Annotated in this window: 10 protein-coding genes and 6 pseudogenes; 10 read left to right on the top strand and 6 right to left on the bottom strand. The window is 68.6% G+C overall.

Going from position 1 to position 15,704, the window contains the following annotated elements; genetic code table 11:
- Positions 1-218 precede the first annotated feature (218 nt).
- Positions 219-718: pseudogene (locus AB0H32_RS40250) on the bottom strand (transposase family protein); the annotation flags it as partial.
- 588 nt (positions 719-1,306) lie between these two features.
- Between AB0H32_RS40250 and AB0H32_RS40245 the strand changes: the two are divergent.
- The 5 genes and pseudogenes from AB0H32_RS40245 to AB0H32_RS40225 all read left to right on the top strand — a co-directional run.
- Positions 1,307-3,382: a trehalose-6-phosphate synthase gene (locus tag AB0H32_RS40245; RefSeq protein ID WP_361131910.1), complete on the top strand. Its 2,076-nt coding sequence runs from the start codon at positions 1,307-1,309 to the stop codon at positions 3,380-3,382.
- 336 nt (positions 3,383-3,718) lie between these two features.
- The gene (locus AB0H32_RS40240; RefSeq protein WP_361131907.1) at positions 3,719-5,821 is read left to right on the top strand and encodes a SpoIIE family protein phosphatase; all 2,103 of its coding nucleotides are present in this window, start codon (positions 3,719-3,721) and stop codon (positions 5,819-5,821) included.
- 391 nt (positions 5,822-6,212) lie between these two features.
- On the top strand, positions 6,213-6,527 hold the full coding sequence (locus tag AB0H32_RS40235; protein WP_361131916.1) for a hypothetical protein: 315 nt from the start codon (positions 6,213-6,215) through the stop codon (positions 6,525-6,527).
- Positions 6,528-6,840: 313 nt separating this feature from the next.
- Positions 6,841-7,605: an ATP nucleotide 3'-pyrophosphokinase gene (locus tag AB0H32_RS40230; protein ID WP_361131904.1), complete on the top strand. Its 765-nt coding sequence runs from the start codon at positions 6,841-6,843 to the stop codon at positions 7,603-7,605.
- Between the two features lie 83 nt (positions 7,606-7,688).
- Positions 7,689-7,923 (top strand): annotated as a pseudogene (locus AB0H32_RS40225) (aldehyde dehydrogenase family protein); the annotation flags it as partial.
- A 36-nt stretch (positions 7,924-7,959) separates the two neighbouring features.
- Here AB0H32_RS40225 and AB0H32_RS40220 read toward each other — a convergent pair.
- Complete coding sequence (locus AB0H32_RS40220; protein WP_361131901.1) at positions 7,960-8,454, bottom strand: hypothetical protein; 495 nt, start codon at positions 8,452-8,454, stop codon at positions 7,960-7,962.
- A gap of 44 nt (positions 8,455-8,498) precedes the next feature.
- Here AB0H32_RS40220 and AB0H32_RS40215 point away from each other — a divergent pair, with 44 nt between their 5' ends.
- Positions 8,499-8,942 (top strand): MarR family transcriptional regulator, encoded by a 444-nt coding sequence (locus AB0H32_RS40215; RefSeq protein WP_361131899.1) that lies wholly within the window; start codon positions 8,499-8,501, stop codon positions 8,940-8,942.
- A gap of 150 nt (positions 8,943-9,092) precedes the next feature.
- Here the strand turns inward: AB0H32_RS40215 and AB0H32_RS40210 are convergent.
- Positions 9,093-9,742: pseudogene (locus AB0H32_RS40210) on the bottom strand (transposase).
- A gap of 162 nt (positions 9,743-9,904) precedes the next feature.
- On the opposite strand from AB0H32_RS40210, the gene AB0H32_RS40205 reads away from it, so the two are divergent.
- The gene (locus AB0H32_RS40205; protein WP_361131913.1) at positions 9,905-10,258 is read left to right on the top strand and encodes a fic family toxin-antitoxin system, toxin component; all 354 of its coding nucleotides are present in this window, start codon (positions 9,905-9,907) and stop codon (positions 10,256-10,258) included.
- 38 nt (positions 10,259-10,296) lie between these two features.
- On the opposite strand, the pseudogene AB0H32_RS40200 reads toward AB0H32_RS40205, so the two are convergent.
- The 3 genes and pseudogenes from AB0H32_RS40200 to AB0H32_RS40190 form a co-directional block, all read right to left on the bottom strand.
- Positions 10,297-10,655: pseudogene (locus AB0H32_RS40200) on the bottom strand (cupin domain-containing protein).
- 209 nt (positions 10,656-10,864) lie between these two features.
- The gene (locus tag AB0H32_RS40195) at positions 10,865-12,172 is read right to left on the bottom strand and encodes a hydrolase (RefSeq protein WP_361131896.1); all 1,308 of its coding nucleotides are present in this window, start codon (positions 12,170-12,172) and stop codon (positions 10,865-10,867) included.
- Between the two features lie 329 nt (positions 12,173-12,501).
- Positions 12,502-12,813 (bottom strand): annotated as a pseudogene (locus AB0H32_RS40190) (transposase); the annotation flags it as partial.
- Positions 12,814-13,202: 389 nt separating this feature from the next.
- Here AB0H32_RS40190 and AB0H32_RS40185 point away from each other — a divergent pair.
- The 3 genes and pseudogenes from AB0H32_RS40185 to AB0H32_RS40175 form a co-directional block, all read left to right on the top strand.
- Complete coding sequence (locus AB0H32_RS40185; protein WP_361131893.1) at positions 13,203-14,027, top strand: NAD(P)H-binding protein; 825 nt, start codon at positions 13,203-13,205, stop codon at positions 14,025-14,027.
- A gap of 285 nt (positions 14,028-14,312) precedes the next feature.
- Entirely contained in the window at positions 14,313-15,197 is an 885-nt protein-coding gene (locus AB0H32_RS40180) for a DDE-type integrase/transposase/recombinase (RefSeq protein ID WP_361131889.1), read from the top strand.
- Between the two features lie 354 nt (positions 15,198-15,551).
- Positions 15,552-15,704 (top strand): annotated as a pseudogene (locus tag AB0H32_RS40175) (IS5/IS1182 family transposase); the annotation flags it as partial.

Raw genomic sequence — 15,704 nt, 5'->3', positions numbered from 1 at the left:
GCCCTCGCGCAGGGCGGGCGGCAGCGGGTCGAGGGCCTCCTGGGCGCTGGGCAGGACCGTCTGGACCCGGCAGTCACGCGACCGACCCTAGTGATCACCGCAGGCGAGGGCAACACCGTTCCTCGGCCGTGCTCCGGCCGCAGATCGAACCGCTGTCTTTGGTGATCACGACTCAATACGTGCCCTAGCAGGCGCCAGGGTTTGAGCTGTGCGGAGTCGCGGTCGGCCAGGATGAGGATCTGCCGGGTCAGGCAGGCTGGATGATGCCGTGGGCACGGGCTGCGGTCAGTTCGTGGGTCCAGCTTGACATTGCCCGGGAGAACCACAGCGGGGTTCCGTCCGCGGTGGTGATGACCTGCACGTTCATGCCGTGCTTCTTGTGCTTCTGCGAGTAGTACGGCTCGTCCGCCCGGATGCGGTCAGTGGGAATCAACGTCCCGTCGACAGTATCGTCTCGTCGACGTACCGCCACGCCGTCGCTTCGGACACCCCGAACCCGGCTCCCACCTGGGCGAACCCCTCGTTCTTCCGCAGGTGGGCCCGGATGAGCAGAGCGTGCTTGAAGCAACCCAGCTTCCGGCACGGCGAGTTCGGTTCACGCCTCGGGCGTGGATCAGCCAGCAGACATGCTCAACCAGCTCATACGGGACGTCGAGCAGGGAAGGAAGCCGCGCCAACAGAGCCCCTCGGTCGCCGGCGTGATGAGTGAAATCACCACGCCAACGACGAGGGACTCTGCCACGCCATCACCCACTGACCGACGTTTTCACCCCTGCAGCACATGATGTAGGAGGCCCACTGACGTACGGCGGATCCTCCACGGCCCGGACCACCTGTGAGGACCACCCGACCCCGCCTGCCGTGAAGCTGCAGCGTCCCCCGCAGGGCACCGGAGTGAAAAACCCGGTCTGGCGCAGAGACGCGGCTGCGCCCGGATAGAGCTCTCAAGAGCGGTCGTTGTGCGCTGACAGCAGCGCCCTGCCCATGCCACCCGCCGTGGTCCTGGAGGTCCCATGTCGCCAGCCGACCCAGCCGTCGATCGACTTGTAAATGCTGCATGTCATGCCCCTGCAGGGCTGATCGCCCGGCTCCTGGAGAGCGAAGACCTGCGCGAGACGAGGCTCGGGCAGGCCATCCAGGACCTTAAGACGGCCCGCGCGCATCCGGCAAAAAAGCTCGAGCCCGAAGCGGGACAGGTCATCGACCCGGTGACCCACGACCCCGCTTGGTAGGGCAACGCCACGCTTCGGCAGGCGGGCCGGGCCTTTCCGCCACTGTGGGGCGTCAGCACCTGAAGGGAGTCCCTGTGGACTGCGACACCGGCCTGCTCAAGGTGCTCGTCACCGACCTGGACGGCACCCTGCTGGGAGCGGAGGAACACCATCGTCGGCGCCTGCGCGACGCCCTGAACCGGAACCCCGACATCACGGTCGTTTACGCGACCGGGCGCAGCCTTGCTTCCGTACAGGTGCTCCTGCGCGATGACCCGCTCCTGCCGCCCCCGCGCTGGATCATCGCCGATGTCGGGGCCAGTGTCATCGACGCCACCCAGATGCTCCACTGGCAAGCCCTGGAAGGCCGACTGCGCGCCCGATGGCCGGGCGCCGGGCGTGTCCGAGCGGCACTGAACCGGTTCCCGCAGCTCGTGTACCAGGAAGGCGTTGCCCAGGAAGGCCGCTGCTCCTTCTATCTGCGCTGCGAAGACCTCTCCGAGGACCTCACGGCCGCGGTGAGGGCGCTGGGATGCTCCTGGTCGTACGCCTCGGAGCGGTACTTCGACGTCCTGCCGGCCCGAGCGAGCAAGGGGCACGCACTGCGGCTGCTCGCCCGTACGCAGGGATGGCCCCGGCAGGCGATGCTGGTGGCCGGGGACTCCCTCAACGACCTTTCGCTGTTCTCGCAGGGCACACATGCAGTGGTGGTCGCCAACGCGGAACCCGCCCTGGCTGCAGCCGTGGGCGGGAGCGAGCTGGTCCACCACTGCGCCCGGCAGGGAGCCGCCGGTGTCCTCGAGGGCATGGAGCGGCTCGGCTGGCTGGTGCGCCGATCGGTGGTCGTCGGCTACCACCGCCCGCCCGTCCGCTGGTCCGACGGCGCTTGGCGGCCGCCTTCCAGTCCCAACGGGATCCTGCCCACCTTGCAGGCCGCTCTCGCCGACGAACGTCTGGACGCGGTGTGGGCGGCCGCTCACATCGGCGAAGCCCTCCCGACCGCGCAGCCCCCGCCGATCACCGACGGCTTGACCCTGTCTCTCCTGCCCCTGCACCCGGACCGGTGGTCCGGCTACTTCCACCGCACCTGCAAGGAGACCCTCTGGCCGGCCCTGGTGTCCCAGCCCCAACTCATCCAGGACCGGCCCGCCCACTGGGCCGACTACGAGGCCGTGAACACAGCCTTCGCCCAGCACATCAGCTCTCTCGCCGCGCGCAAAGGCACCGTCTGGCTCCATGACTACAACCTCTGGCTCGTGCCGGCCACGCTCAAAGCGCACCGGCCCGACCTGACCATCGGCCTGTTCCACCACACACCTTTCCCGCACCCCGACGTCTTCCGCCGCATTCCGGAAGCCGCACAGTTGCGCGCCTCGCTCACACACCTGGACTGGGCCGGCTTTCACACCGCCGACTGTGCCGACAACTTCCTCCAACTCCTCGCAGGTACCGCAGGACCCAAGCCACGCGTTGGCGTGCACCCTCTCGGCATCGACCGCAACGCCGTCGCGCACCTCGCCAGATGCCGCCGCCAGCCGCAGCGCCACAACGATGGAACCCAGTTGGTGCTCTCTGTGGAACGCCTCGACTACGCCAAAGCACCCGTCCACAAAATCCATGCCCTCGACGCCCTTCTGCACCAAGAACCTCACCACCGGGAACAGGTGCGCTACCGCCTCATCTGTCCCCCGCCCGAAGCCGGCATCCGCGCCTACGACTCCACCCGCGCAGAACTCGAAACCGCAATCAGCCGGACCAACCGCCGCTGGCGCACCAGGACCTGGGAGCCAGTCGACTACATCCCCCATAACCTGGACTTTCCCGAGGTCATCGACAACTACCTGGCAGCCGACGTCTTCTGGGTGACTTCGCTCGCCGACGGAATGAACCTCACCGCCCAGGAATACATCACCGCGCACCACGCCACCGGCCGCCCAGGCGTCCTGGTCCTCTCCCGTCACACCGGAGTCGCCCAACACCTGGGAACCGCCGCCGTCCTCACCGACCCTCTGCTCCCCCACGACCTGATCGACTCCCTGCGCACGGCACTGACCATGACGGCCGATGAACGCACCACACACATCACACGCCTGGCGCGTCTGCTCGACACTCCGCACCCCGCCGAATGGGCCCTCACCGTCATCAACGCCATCCGCAGCGTCGACAGCTAGTACTCGGATGGAGCTGGTCCTAGGAGAGGACGCAGCAACCCTCGGCGCCGCAGCCGGGCCGAGGGCCTGCCGGTCTCGGGGTCCGGTCTGCCGGGCACCCCGCGAACGTCGGCGACGGTGATCGGTCCAGCGAGGTGAGCATGGATCGCGTGCTGGTTGCGCCCGATGCAGCGACCGACTTCGTACGCAGTGTTGCCCCGGCGCGTCCCCCTGGCCGCCGGACGTTTCGTGCCGCACCGTGGACGGGGCTGCTGACCTGTACGAAGAGCGCTTCACCTGCCCTGCACGCTGAGGCAGGTGCGCCGGTGAGGTCGGAAGGTGGAAGGAGCGAGTGGGATGAGCCGAGCGGAGCAGGAGGATCATCCGGAGGACTGGGCATCGGGCCCGAGCGGATTGATGGACCTGCTGGCTGTGGCCGCGGTACTGGTGGAAGCCGACGGCCGGATCGACATGTGGAGCCCCGAGGCCGAGGAGTTGTTCGGCTACGCCCGCGGCGAGGCGGTCGGGCAGTACGCGGCGCCACTGCTCGTTCACCCCGACCACCGCGAGGCGGCCATCAGGCTGTTCGCCGAAGTGATGGAGACCGGCCGGGGCTGGGCGGGGGCATTCCCCGTCCGGCACAAGAACGGCAGCACCCGGATGGTCGAGTTCCGCAACATGCGGTTGACGGACAGCCTCGGCGACCACTACGCCCTGGGGCTGGCCGTCGACCGGTCCACCTTGCGGCAGGTGGAGCGCAATCTGGCCCTGTCCACCCGGCTGGTTACCCAGGCGCCGGTCGGGCTGGCCGTCCTGGACACCGACCTGCGGTATGTGACCGTCAACCCGGCTCTGGCGGCCATGCACGGCGCCCCCGAGGCCGACCACATCGGCCGCACATTTCGCGAGATCCTGCCCGGCGCGCCGTTCATGGCCGCAGACACCGCGATGCGGCGAGTGCTGGCGACCGGTGTCTCCATGGTGGGCCACCAGGTGGTGGGCCGTACTGCTGCCGACCCGGAGCACGACCACGCCTGGACGGCATCGCTCTACCGGCTGGAGGACCACCACGGGCACGTGCTGGGCATCGCCAACGTGGTGGTGGACGTCACCGACCAGTACCAGGCCGCCAGAAATGCCGACCGGGCCCAGCAGCGCCTGCGCCTGATGGCCAACGGCTCAGCCCGTATCGGCACCACTTTGGAGGTGGAGCGGACCGCGCAGGAACTGGCCGACGCCCTCGTGCCCGGCCTGGCCGACATGGTCGCGGTGGACCTCCTGGACTCCGTCCTGCAGACGGGACGCACGGACATCGGCGAAGGCCCGGCGCTGTTCCGTGCCCTGGCGGTGAAGACCGCCTACCCTACTGCCGCCGCTCAAGCGATCGTTCCGCCCGGCCGTCTCACCACCTACCACCCCGACCACCCGGCGGCCCATTGCATCCGCACCCGCCGCCCCCAGCTGATCACCCACCTGGGCAGCTCTGACTTCTCCCGCATTGCCGAAGACGACCATGCTGCTCGTCTGCTGGCCCGGGCCGGTGTCCACACCGACATGGCAGTCCCCCTCATCGCCCGCGGAGACATCATCGGCGTCATGGGCCTGGCCCGCGCCCGCAACCCCCTGCCCTTCGACGACGACGACCTCGCCCTCGCCTGCGAGCTCGCCGCCTGCGCCGCGCTGAGCATCGACAACGCCGTCCTGCACCAGCACATCCGCAGCGCCGCCGAGACCCTCCAGCGCAGCCTGCTTCCGCACCTCCCGCCCCACCATCCGGGTCTCGAGGTCGCCGCCCGGTACCGGCCCGCGCAGGCATTCAGCGAGGTCGGCGGCGACTGGTACGACGTCATCCCACTCGACGGCGGCCGAACCGCCCTGGCTGTGGGCGATGTCATGGGCAGCGGTATCCCGGCCGCCACCACCATGGGCCGCCTGCGCACGGCCACCTCCACCCTCGCCGACCTCAACCTCGACCCCGCCCGCATCCTCACCCACCTCGACAAGATCACTCGCGGTCTAGACCCCTACATCGCCACCTGCGTGTACGCCGTTTACGACCCGCACCACGTTCGGCTCGAGGTGGCCTGCGCCGGCCATCTGCCCCCGGTACTGGTGAGGGCCGGCAGGCCACCCGAGCTCCTCGACCTGCCCACCGGCACCCCCCTGGGAGTCGGCGGAGTCCCCTTCGAGACCACCACCCTCGATCTGGAGCCCGGCGATCAACTGGTCCTCTACACGGACGGACTGGTCGAAACGCGCCACGACCCCATCGACGAACGCCTGGAAGACCTCCTGCGTCTGCTGTCACCACCGCATCACACCGCAGAGGAGACCTGCGACCACCTCCTGCAGCAGCTCCGGCACCCTGAGGGCCACGACGACGTCGCCCTTCTGATCGCTCGCGTACAGCCACTGAAGACTGCCCACCAACCCGAACCTCAGCGCCCAGCCCAGGCGTGAGATGTCTGAGGCGGCGGTGCGCGCTTGCCTCCGGTCACCCCTGACAACCCGCACCGGTCCCACGACTTGCCGGCTGTCGGACGGCCCCACCGTCGTCCGGTGTCTGCGCTGAGGCTGGCATGGGGCTCTACAGATGAACCTGTACGCGTGTGGACGTTCACGTAACACCGCCATCCGCGCCCTCGCCACCACCGCGCCGCCCGATCCTCGCCAGCCAGGCGATGTGAACCGGGGCAGGGCGGGGTTCGACCCACCCCGGCCACCCTGGGCTGCATGCTGAGGGAGCAGCTGAAGCGCCACCCTGCGGATGCTGTTCCGCTACGAGCAGGACAATCTCTTCTGCACCTGACCGGGAGAACGCACCGCTTCCCCCAGCACCAACGCCCACCAGCTGGAAGAACTCGGTCAGCACCTCACCGCCGCCGAGTCGGGTCCGCCCGACGCACACCGCTTCCAAGCGGCCGTAACCAAGGTCTCGGCGTGGATCTGCGACCGGCAGCGGACAGACGGCAGCTGGGGCGACAAATGGCACGTCTCCCCCTACTACCCGCGAATGTGCTGCCCCTCGGCCCTTGCCCACTACGGCGTCGGCTGCGCCGTGGCCGTCGTGGACAAGGCCGTGCACTGGGTCCTGTCCACCGAGCGCCCAGCCCGCTCTTGGGGCCGGTGGCACGGAACCATCGAAGGACCACATACGCCCTACTGACCCTCCAACTCGCCCACCGCACCACCGGGGCGGCAGTCGAGCGCGCTGTCGCCCAGGGAAGCGGCTTTCTCTTCTCCCGCATCGCGCATCCGGACGAGTCCCCGCTCTGGACCGGCAAAGATCTCTACCACCACAGTGCACTGGCACAGGTCCCGGCCGTCGCAGCCCCGCACCTCGCCCAGCGAGCAGCCCGACGCACCACACCACAACCCGGTACAGCGGAGAACCGCCGCACCTGCGCCAGTAACTCGCCCTCGGCCCCGGCGGTTGTGCCTGTCGCAAGGCATCCCACCAGCGTGAAGGCGGACGTTCTATGACGGTCACCACCACTTCCTCCATCGGCAAGAGCCTGCTCGCGGCCGCGCTCACCACGGCCGTCGCCCTGTCAGCCGGGCCCCCGGCGGCCGCCGCAGCCGACGACGGCGGCTGGAAGGGAGCCGGCGGGCTCACGCTGAACAGCGCCGACAACGCCAGGGTCGACGCCTACGTCAACCGGGCCCGGCAGGCCGAGCAGTCGATCAGCACCGACGTGCACACTGCGGCCCTCGCCTCGGGAGCGGAACTGGTCGGCTTCGAACACCGCCTGAAGTCCCCCGACTCGCTCAAGCGGAAGGTCGCCACCTCCCTCAAGGACCACCCCGGGCAGAACGTGGACACCGTCCTGGCCCGGCTCACCGACGCCGTCCGCTACACCCTCCAGTGGCCCGACAACACCTACACCGCCGGCGTGACCCGCGCGTCCGCCGTCCTGTCGGCCTGGGGCAACGACACCACCAAATGGTCCAACACCTGGAACCGGGCCAGCGGCTACAAAGGCCTCAACACCGGCTGGCGCGCCCCACGTTCAGGCCAACTCTTCGAGATCCAGTTCCACACCCCCGCCAGCAAGCACGCCCAGGAAGTCACTCACCTGCTCTACGAGGAGCAGCGCCTGCCCTCCACCACCGAGGCCCGCAAAAGGGAGCTTCAGGCCCAGCAGGACGCCGTCTTCGCCGCTGTCCCCGTACCACCGGGTGCCGACCGCCTCGCCCCGCCCGCCAACCCGACCGCCCCGTTGCCGGTACCTGCCATCCCCTGACCGACCCGATCAGGGCTCACTCCCTGCCCGCGGGCGCCCGGACCAGCCACCGGCGCCCGCCGCACCAGGCACCGCCGGAGCGGAGAGACCAGCAGGAAGCCAAGCTGTCTGTCTCCGGCGAGGGCTCCGACTGCGGTATGGCCAAGGTCAACATGGGCACCTCCGGCGCCGAGGTCGGCGGAGCCTGCGGCGGCGAGAAAGAGACAACGGCGGCTGCGAGTCCGGTCCGACGCGTAAAAGGCATACATGCGGTCGGCCACCAACACCATGAACTACTCCAGCCGACTCGCGCTCGCCCAGAATGTCAGCTTCCTTTAGAGGTCGCGCGGACAGGCGGCTTGGGGCATCGAGTTGTCACCCCTCCAGGCTGGTTTGCCGATCCGCTGTGGGTCCAGGGTGAAGTCCTTTGTGCTGTCCGACCGGTGCGTGCAGGGGTGCAACCGCTGGCATGTCACCGTCGGAGGGTCCTTCGGGACTCCACGTGAGGCCGCCCAGTGGACGGGCTGCCGCGAGCAGCAGGGCCGCGAAGACGAGGGGGCCTATGGTTTGGGCGAGTTGGTGGTGGGCGACTCCGATCGCGACGTCCCCGATCTGCACAGCGGCATTAAGGGTGAACACCAGGCCCAGTGGTTGCCATGCCCGTACGGCCATGAGCCAGATCAGTGCGCCGAGCAGCACGAGGCTGCGGGTCGCGACGTACGCCGCGTACGTCTTCGCGGCGGCACTGTCTCCACCGGGGACCAGGCCGCCCGGATCCAGTAGACCGGCCACGGTCAGGTAGCCGGAGGCGATCGCCTCGGCAGTAACGACGCCCCCGGCAAAGAGCCTGAGGTTTCGTGAGGGGGCCATATTATTCGGTTGCCGAATCATATGGAGACGGTAGCATCGGTGCCGTGAAGGCGGAGGATTCAGTGACACGCACGGTCGCGTTCCAACTGGGCAAGCTGGGACAGGTTGCGACGGGACGGTTCGCAGACCGGCTGGTGCCCCACGGGTTGCGGCCCCGCCACTGCGCGGTGCTGGAACTTCTTGCCGTTGGTCCGAGGGCGCAGCTGGAACTCGCCAGAGCCATCGGAGTGACCCCGAGTGTTGTCGTCGACATGCTCGACGAGCTGGAAAATCTCAACGCCCTGCGGCGTGTGCGGGACACCGCCGACCGACGCCGCCAGCTCATCGAGCTCACCGCTGAGGGGCAGAAGTTGCGGCGCACGGCCGTAGTCCTGGCGAGAGAGACAGACGAGGAACTGCTGGGCTCCCTCACTGACGAGGAAATAGCCGCCCTGAGGCGAGTGCTGGGTCAGGTCGCTTCCGTGAGCGGGATCCCTGCCGTCGGATAGCGGCGCAACGAGCCCACCCGCGGCCCGCGGGGGAGACAACCGCTCCCGGACCGAGCGGACCGCCCTCGCGGTGTTGTGGTGTGCCCCTCTCCCCAGGCACCACCTACGCAAACGTCGGCAGCGGGCGTTGCTTTCATCTTGGATGGACGGTCATGGTCGGCGCTGGGGGCGTCTGTTCCAGCGATCGGTGGGCCAGGCCCGGCGGGTCAGACTGCGCACAGTGATGATTGCATCGGCGAGGTCGAAGAAGGCGTTGATCACGGTGGTCCGGCGTTCGCAGCAGCGGGCGAGCCGCTGGAAGGCGTTCTGCCAGGAATGAGTGCGCTCCACATGCCAGCGCGGACTGGCCTGGATCGGCGCCTTCTCGCCCTTGTGCGCGATCTGGCGGCGCAGGCCACGCTCGTCGATCTGACCGGCTCTTGCCGGAGTCGTGCCCGGCATCCAGGTCCACCGGGCGCCTTGCTGATCGCCCCGTCGACGGCGATCTGATCGAGGACGAGACCGACGATCCGGTCGTAGGCGTCGAGCGCGATCTGCTTCAGGCGGGCGAAGACACCCAGACATATCCACTCGTCGCGGCAGCTGCGGATTGTCGTAGCCGAGCACCTGGCATCCGCGATCGCCTCGTGCGAGCAGCCGAACCGCAGGACCTGCAGCAGCTTGTCGAACACGATCCGGTCGCCGATCCGACGCCGGTGGCAGCCCAGCGGGTGGGAGGGATCGAACTTCGGGCGCTGGGGCAGCAGGGCGGCGAACTGGTCCCACAGCGGGTCGGCCAGCGATGACGGCAGTACAGGCACAAGGTCTTCCCGGTGATCACAGAGCATCGCAACTCCATGATCACGGACCCGTGCCTCGACCACTGCCCCTGGACCACAGCCGCCCATCTATCCGCGCGACCTCTTAGATACCCGTGGACCAGCTTCCATTGGAGGCGCATCCTCATCACCCGCTGAACACATATCCTCAACCGGGTCAGCGGAACTGGCTGCCCCTGCCCCGCCCCTGATGATTACGGGGTGCCCATGGCAACGGTTACCTGCCGTCGGGCCGAGCTGCTGGAGACGCCCGTCTACGACGGCACCTACGCGCGTGCCGCCGCGCTCGTGCACATCCCCGGCCGCTGCCGCTGCCGCTGGCTGGAGGGCTCCAACATGGCCGTAGCCGCGGCAACGGGTGTGTATCTGGAGGCCTCCGGTATCCCGGTCAAGCCCACCCGGGACGATGCCATCGCTCTGCGCGACCTGCTCCGGGATCCCGGCTGCACCGCCAAACGCATCTCTGCCTTGCTGCGAGCCTGGCCGCAGGCCACCTGAACCGCACCACCCGTACCCACGCCCCAAGCCTTGTTGGCTCAGGTGGTGAGTGTGTGCCCGGTCGTTGCGTCCACGTGGTCCGGGATCTCGTCGTGGCGATCGCCCACGGTCGGTGTCCCGGCGGGTTCGAACACAAGGATTGCGGCGCCGGACGGAGCGTACGGCTTGTGCTCCGTGCCTCGAAGGACGGTGAAGACCGCCCCCTGTGGGAGCAGGAACGCTCTCCATCGGGCTCGCGCAAGGAAACGTACGGCTCTCCGTCGAGTACCAGGAAGAACTCGTCGGTGTCGTCGTGGACGTGCCAGATGTGTTCACCCTCGACCTTGGCGATGCGGACGTCACCGTTGTTGACGCGCGTGACGATGCGGGGGCTCCACAAGACATCGAAGGAGGCCAGGCAGCCGCGGCTGGCCGACTTGTCCGCCGAGGTCGAGCAGGTGCGTGGCGACGGCTTCCGCGCGGGCTGGTGCATCACCGAGCCGATCGGACAGCCGGGCGGCCCTCTGTGGGGAGGGCCGCCCGGCCCACTTTGTTGCCGCTAGCCGCTTTTGACCTGCGTCCGAGGGGCGGGCCCCGCATGCAGGACCCGCTCTTCGGATGTCCCGGTCACCGGACGAAGGAGATCTCCGGGTATTTCCTGTCGGGCCCGTCCAGCAGGGTGCCGTGCTGGTGGCGCAGTTGCTGGTCGAAGAAGGCGGCGAGGTAGACGCGCTGGATCTCGATCGCGCGGTTCGGGTCGATCGTGCCGTACACCTGCTGAAGCTGGGTCGGGGAGAGCCCGAGCAGGCTTGCCTCCTGCGGGGCCATCGCCTCGTCGTCGACGAACGACACGTGCGCCGCGCCGTGGAGCTGGATGTCGACCCGGTATCCCTTCAGATGCGACCACAGCGTGCGCCACGACCCGTCGTTGTTGCGGTTGTGGGTGCCGGAGCTGAAGAGCATGAAGGGGCGGTGCAGGTCCTTACTCGGTGCCGAGCCGAAGAACTGGCCGTCCAGGTTGGCACCGGCGGCGATTCGGTGGTCGAGCTGCATGGCGGTGTCGACCGCTGCGCCGCCCAGCGAAGCGCCGAACATCCCGATGCGGGACATGTCCACGGCGTGCGACAGACCGGTGGGGAGCCTGGCGTGGTCGACGTCCGGGTTGCCGCCCTTGGTGATCGTGGCGAGCTGGTTGATGACGAAGTGGATGTCGGCGGCGCGCACGTTGAGCGTGTCAGCGGAGTGCGCGCCGGCCGGCATGGTGTTGACCTCGAGTCGTCCCCCGGGGAACTGCACCTCGTTGGCGTCGTGGGTGTGGTCGACGGTGACGACGAGGTAGCCGCGGCTGGCGAGGTCCTCAGCGAGCACGGTGCCCCTCGCACGGTCCGAGTGCAGCCCGCTGGAGTACAGCAGGACGGGCAGCTTGCCGAGCTTGGTGTCGACCGGGGCGAGGACATGGCCCGCGGTCTTCGGCAAGGTCACCTGTTGTGGCGTCAGGCCCTGGGAGGCGAGGAAGTGGGCGCCGGAGACTGACGGCATCCACGGCGCCTGGTAGTGACCGCGGGTGGAGGCGGCCGGGTACCAGAACGACACCATCAGCTCGCGCGGCTTGTTGCCGGGCACGTACGGGTCCGTGCGGGACTTGTCGACGAGGTGCAGGCTGAACGTGCCTACGCCGTGGCGCCCGGTCGGCGCAGGGAGACTGAGCTGGAGAGCGGACGTGTCCGCGCGGGGCGTGGCGGCTGCCGGACGGACGGCCTTGTGCTCTGGCGGCACGTCGTCGTTCTGGGGCGTCCAGGGCGTGTCGTCCTGGTCGGGCGAGAACCCGGTGGCGGTGGGCTTGTTGGGCGTCTTCCCGGCGGCCATCGCCGGCGTCATCCCCGCACCCAGGGCGACGGCCAACACACCCGCCGAACCGACCGCTCTGGCGATCACTCTGCGACGGTGGCGCGGGCGGCGGTGTTTCATGGGACCCCTTTGTTGGGCGGCAATCGAAGAACTGGGCGATCGGCTGTTGTACGCCGTACCGCTCAGTGGCCTACGGATCTGGAGGCCCTGGCGTTCACCGCGGCGGCGGTCGGCACGAGCAGTTGAACCATGCGGTCGATTGGGATCATCGATCAGACGGTTCTGCCCGCCGCCCCTCGCGCCGCGAGCGCACGAGTCGGTGAATTTGGCCAGGGCCCGCCTCAGCCTGCGCCGCGTGATCCGCGCCGGAGACACTCCGTCAGCTGCCGGACCTGGGGGCCTGTGTGATGTTGTGATCAGTCGGCGGTCTTCAGGAGGTCGTCGATCCAGATCGTCGAGGGACGGAGGTGGAGGCCGGCGAGGTAGCTCTCGGGCGTCTTGTCGTATCGAGTCGCAATGCCCCGCCAGGCCTTCAACTTGTTGACGAGCCGCTCGACGGTGTTCCGCTGCTTGTACAGGTCGGTGTCGTGGCGTGTAGGGCGGCCGCCCCGGCTGCCTTTCTTCTTCCGGTTTGCGGCCTGGTCCTTCTTCTCTGGGATGACTGCCTTGATGTTGCGTTTCCGCAGGTAAGAGAGGTTGGCGCGGGAGGAGTGGGCCTAATGGGACGCGAAGGTTGGCACGCGGGCCCCGTTCTTGGCCGGGGGGTCCTGCCGACTTTCCGGCCGCGGAGTGAGGCTTTGAGTATGCCCGGGACCCTCAAGTCCTGTTGACGAGACGAGGTCGGCTCCGCGCCCAGCAACGACTCAAAGCGAGCGCGCACCTGTCTTGTGTCGACGGTCATGCAATTTCCCACCCCAAGCGGGTTGAGCGTCACGTAGTTCCCCACCCCTGCCGTCACGACTCCCCATGGGGACGGCGAGGTCGTAGGCATTGGGACGTAGGCGCGATGGTCCTCTCCGCCGATGCGGCGGTTGTTCACCCCTCCTAGGGTCGAAACGGCCAGGGATGATCAACCCGAGGCCCGAGGACCGAGGCCCGAGGACCAGGAGGAGACCCCGTGATCGTAGTGACCGGTGCCACCGGGAACGTTGGCCGTGCCCTTGTCGGGCGGCTCGTCGCCGGAGGGCAGTCCGTGCGGGCGGTGAGCCGCGATCCAGAGCGGGCCGCGCTTCTTCCGGGCGTGGAAGTGACGCGCCTTGAGTCAGCCGGGCTGTTCGAAGGAGCGTCGAAGCTCTTCCTGCATGTGCAGGCCACCGGTGACCGCACGGGCGCCGTCCTCGACAAGGCTCGCGCCGCCGGCGTACGACGCGTGGTCATGCTCTCCTCGGGAATCATCCAGGAGGGCGCCGACGAGACCCACCCGATCCACATAAGGCACGCGCAGGCCGAGCAACTGGTCCGGGACAGCAGCCTGGAGTGGACCTTCCTGCGCCCCAATGCGTTCTCCACCAACGCCTTCCAGTGGGCCGCGCAGATCCGTGAGGGCGACACCGTGCGCGGCCCCTTCGCGGGCGCCGTCACCGCGCCGATCCACGAGGACGACATCGCCGCGGTGGCCGAGCGTTCCTTGCTCGACGCGGGCCACGATGGCGCCGTCCACCGGCTCACCGGGCCCGAGGCGACGACGAACGCAGGGCAGATCACGGCCAGCGGGCGGGTGCTCAGCCGGGACCTGGCCTACATCGAGGTTCCCGTGGAGGAGGCGGAAGCCGCGTTCTTCCCGCACATGCCGCGGCAGATGGTGCGGGCCGTGCTGAATTCCTTCGCGGCGATGGTCGGTTCTCAACCCGAAATCACGTCGAGTGTCGAGGAGATCACCGGCCGCCCGGCGCGCACGTTCGCGCAATGGGCTGAGGACCACCGGGCGGACTTCGCGGCCTGAGCAGAGTCGATCACGCGTCCTTTGCGGGGCCGCGCCTGCGAGTGTCGACGATCAAGCTTTTCCTATTTTGGACGGTTCGAGCGCTAGGTAATCCTCTACCCTGAATCCTCCTGATTGGCCATGGGTGGCGCGGAGTCCGGGATCGAGGGACCTGGTCGTCGCGGAGCTGCTCATGTTCCTCGTCCCGTGGTTGGGATGGCCGATGGGCAGCCTGGATGGCGAGGAGAATGTTCCTCGTGGTCGACATCATCGAGATCTCGGCTGCGGGACGAGCACAAGCTGAAGGTGTCGATCTCCTCGTTCCGCCGCTGGGTGCACGCCACGCTGCCCGACGAGGTGCGCCGGTCGCAGACCACCGTCCTGCGCGACGAGGCCGAGCCGGGCGAAGAGGCCCAGATCGACTACGGGTTCCTCGGCCGGTGGACCAACCCCCGCACCGGCAAACGGCACCGCGTCTGGTCGTTCGTGATGGTGCTGCCATGCTCACGACACATGTCCGTCCGCCCGGTCCTGCACCTGGACCAGCACACATGGACCGAGGCACACGTCGCGGCCTTCCGCTACGTCGACGGCGTCCCGCGCCGGCTGGTCCCCGACAACCTGAAGACCGGCGTCGACAAGCCCGACCCCTACGACCCGAAAATCAACAAGGCGTATGCCGAACTCGCCACCCGCTACGGCGCGTTGGTAGACCCGGCAAGAGCCTCGAAGCCCGAGCACAAGCCCAGGGTCGAGCGGCCCATGCCCTACGTCCGCGACTCCGACTGGCGCGGACGGGAGCTCACCTCGATCGAGCACATGCAGACCGAGGCGATCACCTGGGCCCAGCAGGACGCCGGGCGGCGGAAGTGCCGGCCGCTGAGCGGGCCGATCCCGATGGCCGTGATCGGTGCGGTCGAGGCCGCCGCCCTGCTGCCGCTGCCGCCCACCGCGTTCACGCCGGCCCGCTGGTCGACGGCCACCGTCGGCCCGGACATCCCCAACGAGGTCGGCCGCACCCTCTACTCCGTGCCCTGGAAGCTGACCGGCCGAAAAGTCGACGTCCGCCCCACCGCGACCATGGTCCAGGTCTTCCTCAACGGCGACCTGGTCAAGACCCACGCGGCGCTTGACCAGGGCAAACGCACCCACAAGAGCGACTACCCTCCGGAGAAGATCGCCTCCGGATGAAGACGCCGGTCTGGTGCCGCACCCAGGCATCCGAGATCGGCGACGCCTGCCCCGAGGTCGTCGACCAACTGCTGGAGGTCAACGCGCTCTACCGGCTCCGCGCCGCCCAGGGCGTTCTCGGACTGCGCAGGAAGTACGGCGACACGCGACTGGAAGCGGCCTGCGCGAGAGCGATCGCGGTCGGCGACCCGCCCTACTGCACCATCAAGAGCATCCTGGTCACCGGCACCGAGACCGATCCCGAGCCCGAGACCAGCGGAGATGCGGGCGCCGCAGCCTTCCTCCACGGCCCGCAAGGGCTCTCCGGCTCCGTCGCCCCCGGGCACGCCGGAGGACGACCGCGACGACCAGGTGAGGTGGGCGGCCGACGGCACCTGGGAGAGAGTCTTCACCGCCCTGCTGTCCCAGGCCGACGCCGAAGGCGACCTCGGCTGTATCGTCGCGGTGGACTCCACTGTCGTCCGCGCTCACCAGCACGCCGCAGGGGCACGTCAAACTGTCAACGCC

This window comes from Streptomyces sp. NPDC020362 (assembly GCF_040642095.1).
GTDB lineage: Bacteria > Actinomycetota > Actinomycetes > Streptomycetales > Streptomycetaceae > Streptomyces.
Note: the sequence above shows the minus strand (reverse complement) of the source record. Positions and strands in the feature narration are given on the sequence as shown.

Excerpts from the sequence above, each read along its gene's own strand:
- AB0H32_RS40240 (WP_361131907.1), top strand. The coding sequence starts at position 3,719 with ATGAGCCGAGCGGAGCAGGAGGATCATCCGGAGGACTGGGCATCGGGC.
- AB0H32_RS40230 (WP_361131904.1), top strand. The coding sequence starts at position 6,841 with ATGACGGTCACCACCACTTCCTCCATCGGCAAGAGCCTGCTCGCGGCC.
- AB0H32_RS40220 (WP_361131901.1), bottom strand. The coding sequence starts at position 8,454 with ATGGCCCCCTCACGAAACCTCAGGCTCTTTGCCGGGGGCGTCGTTACT.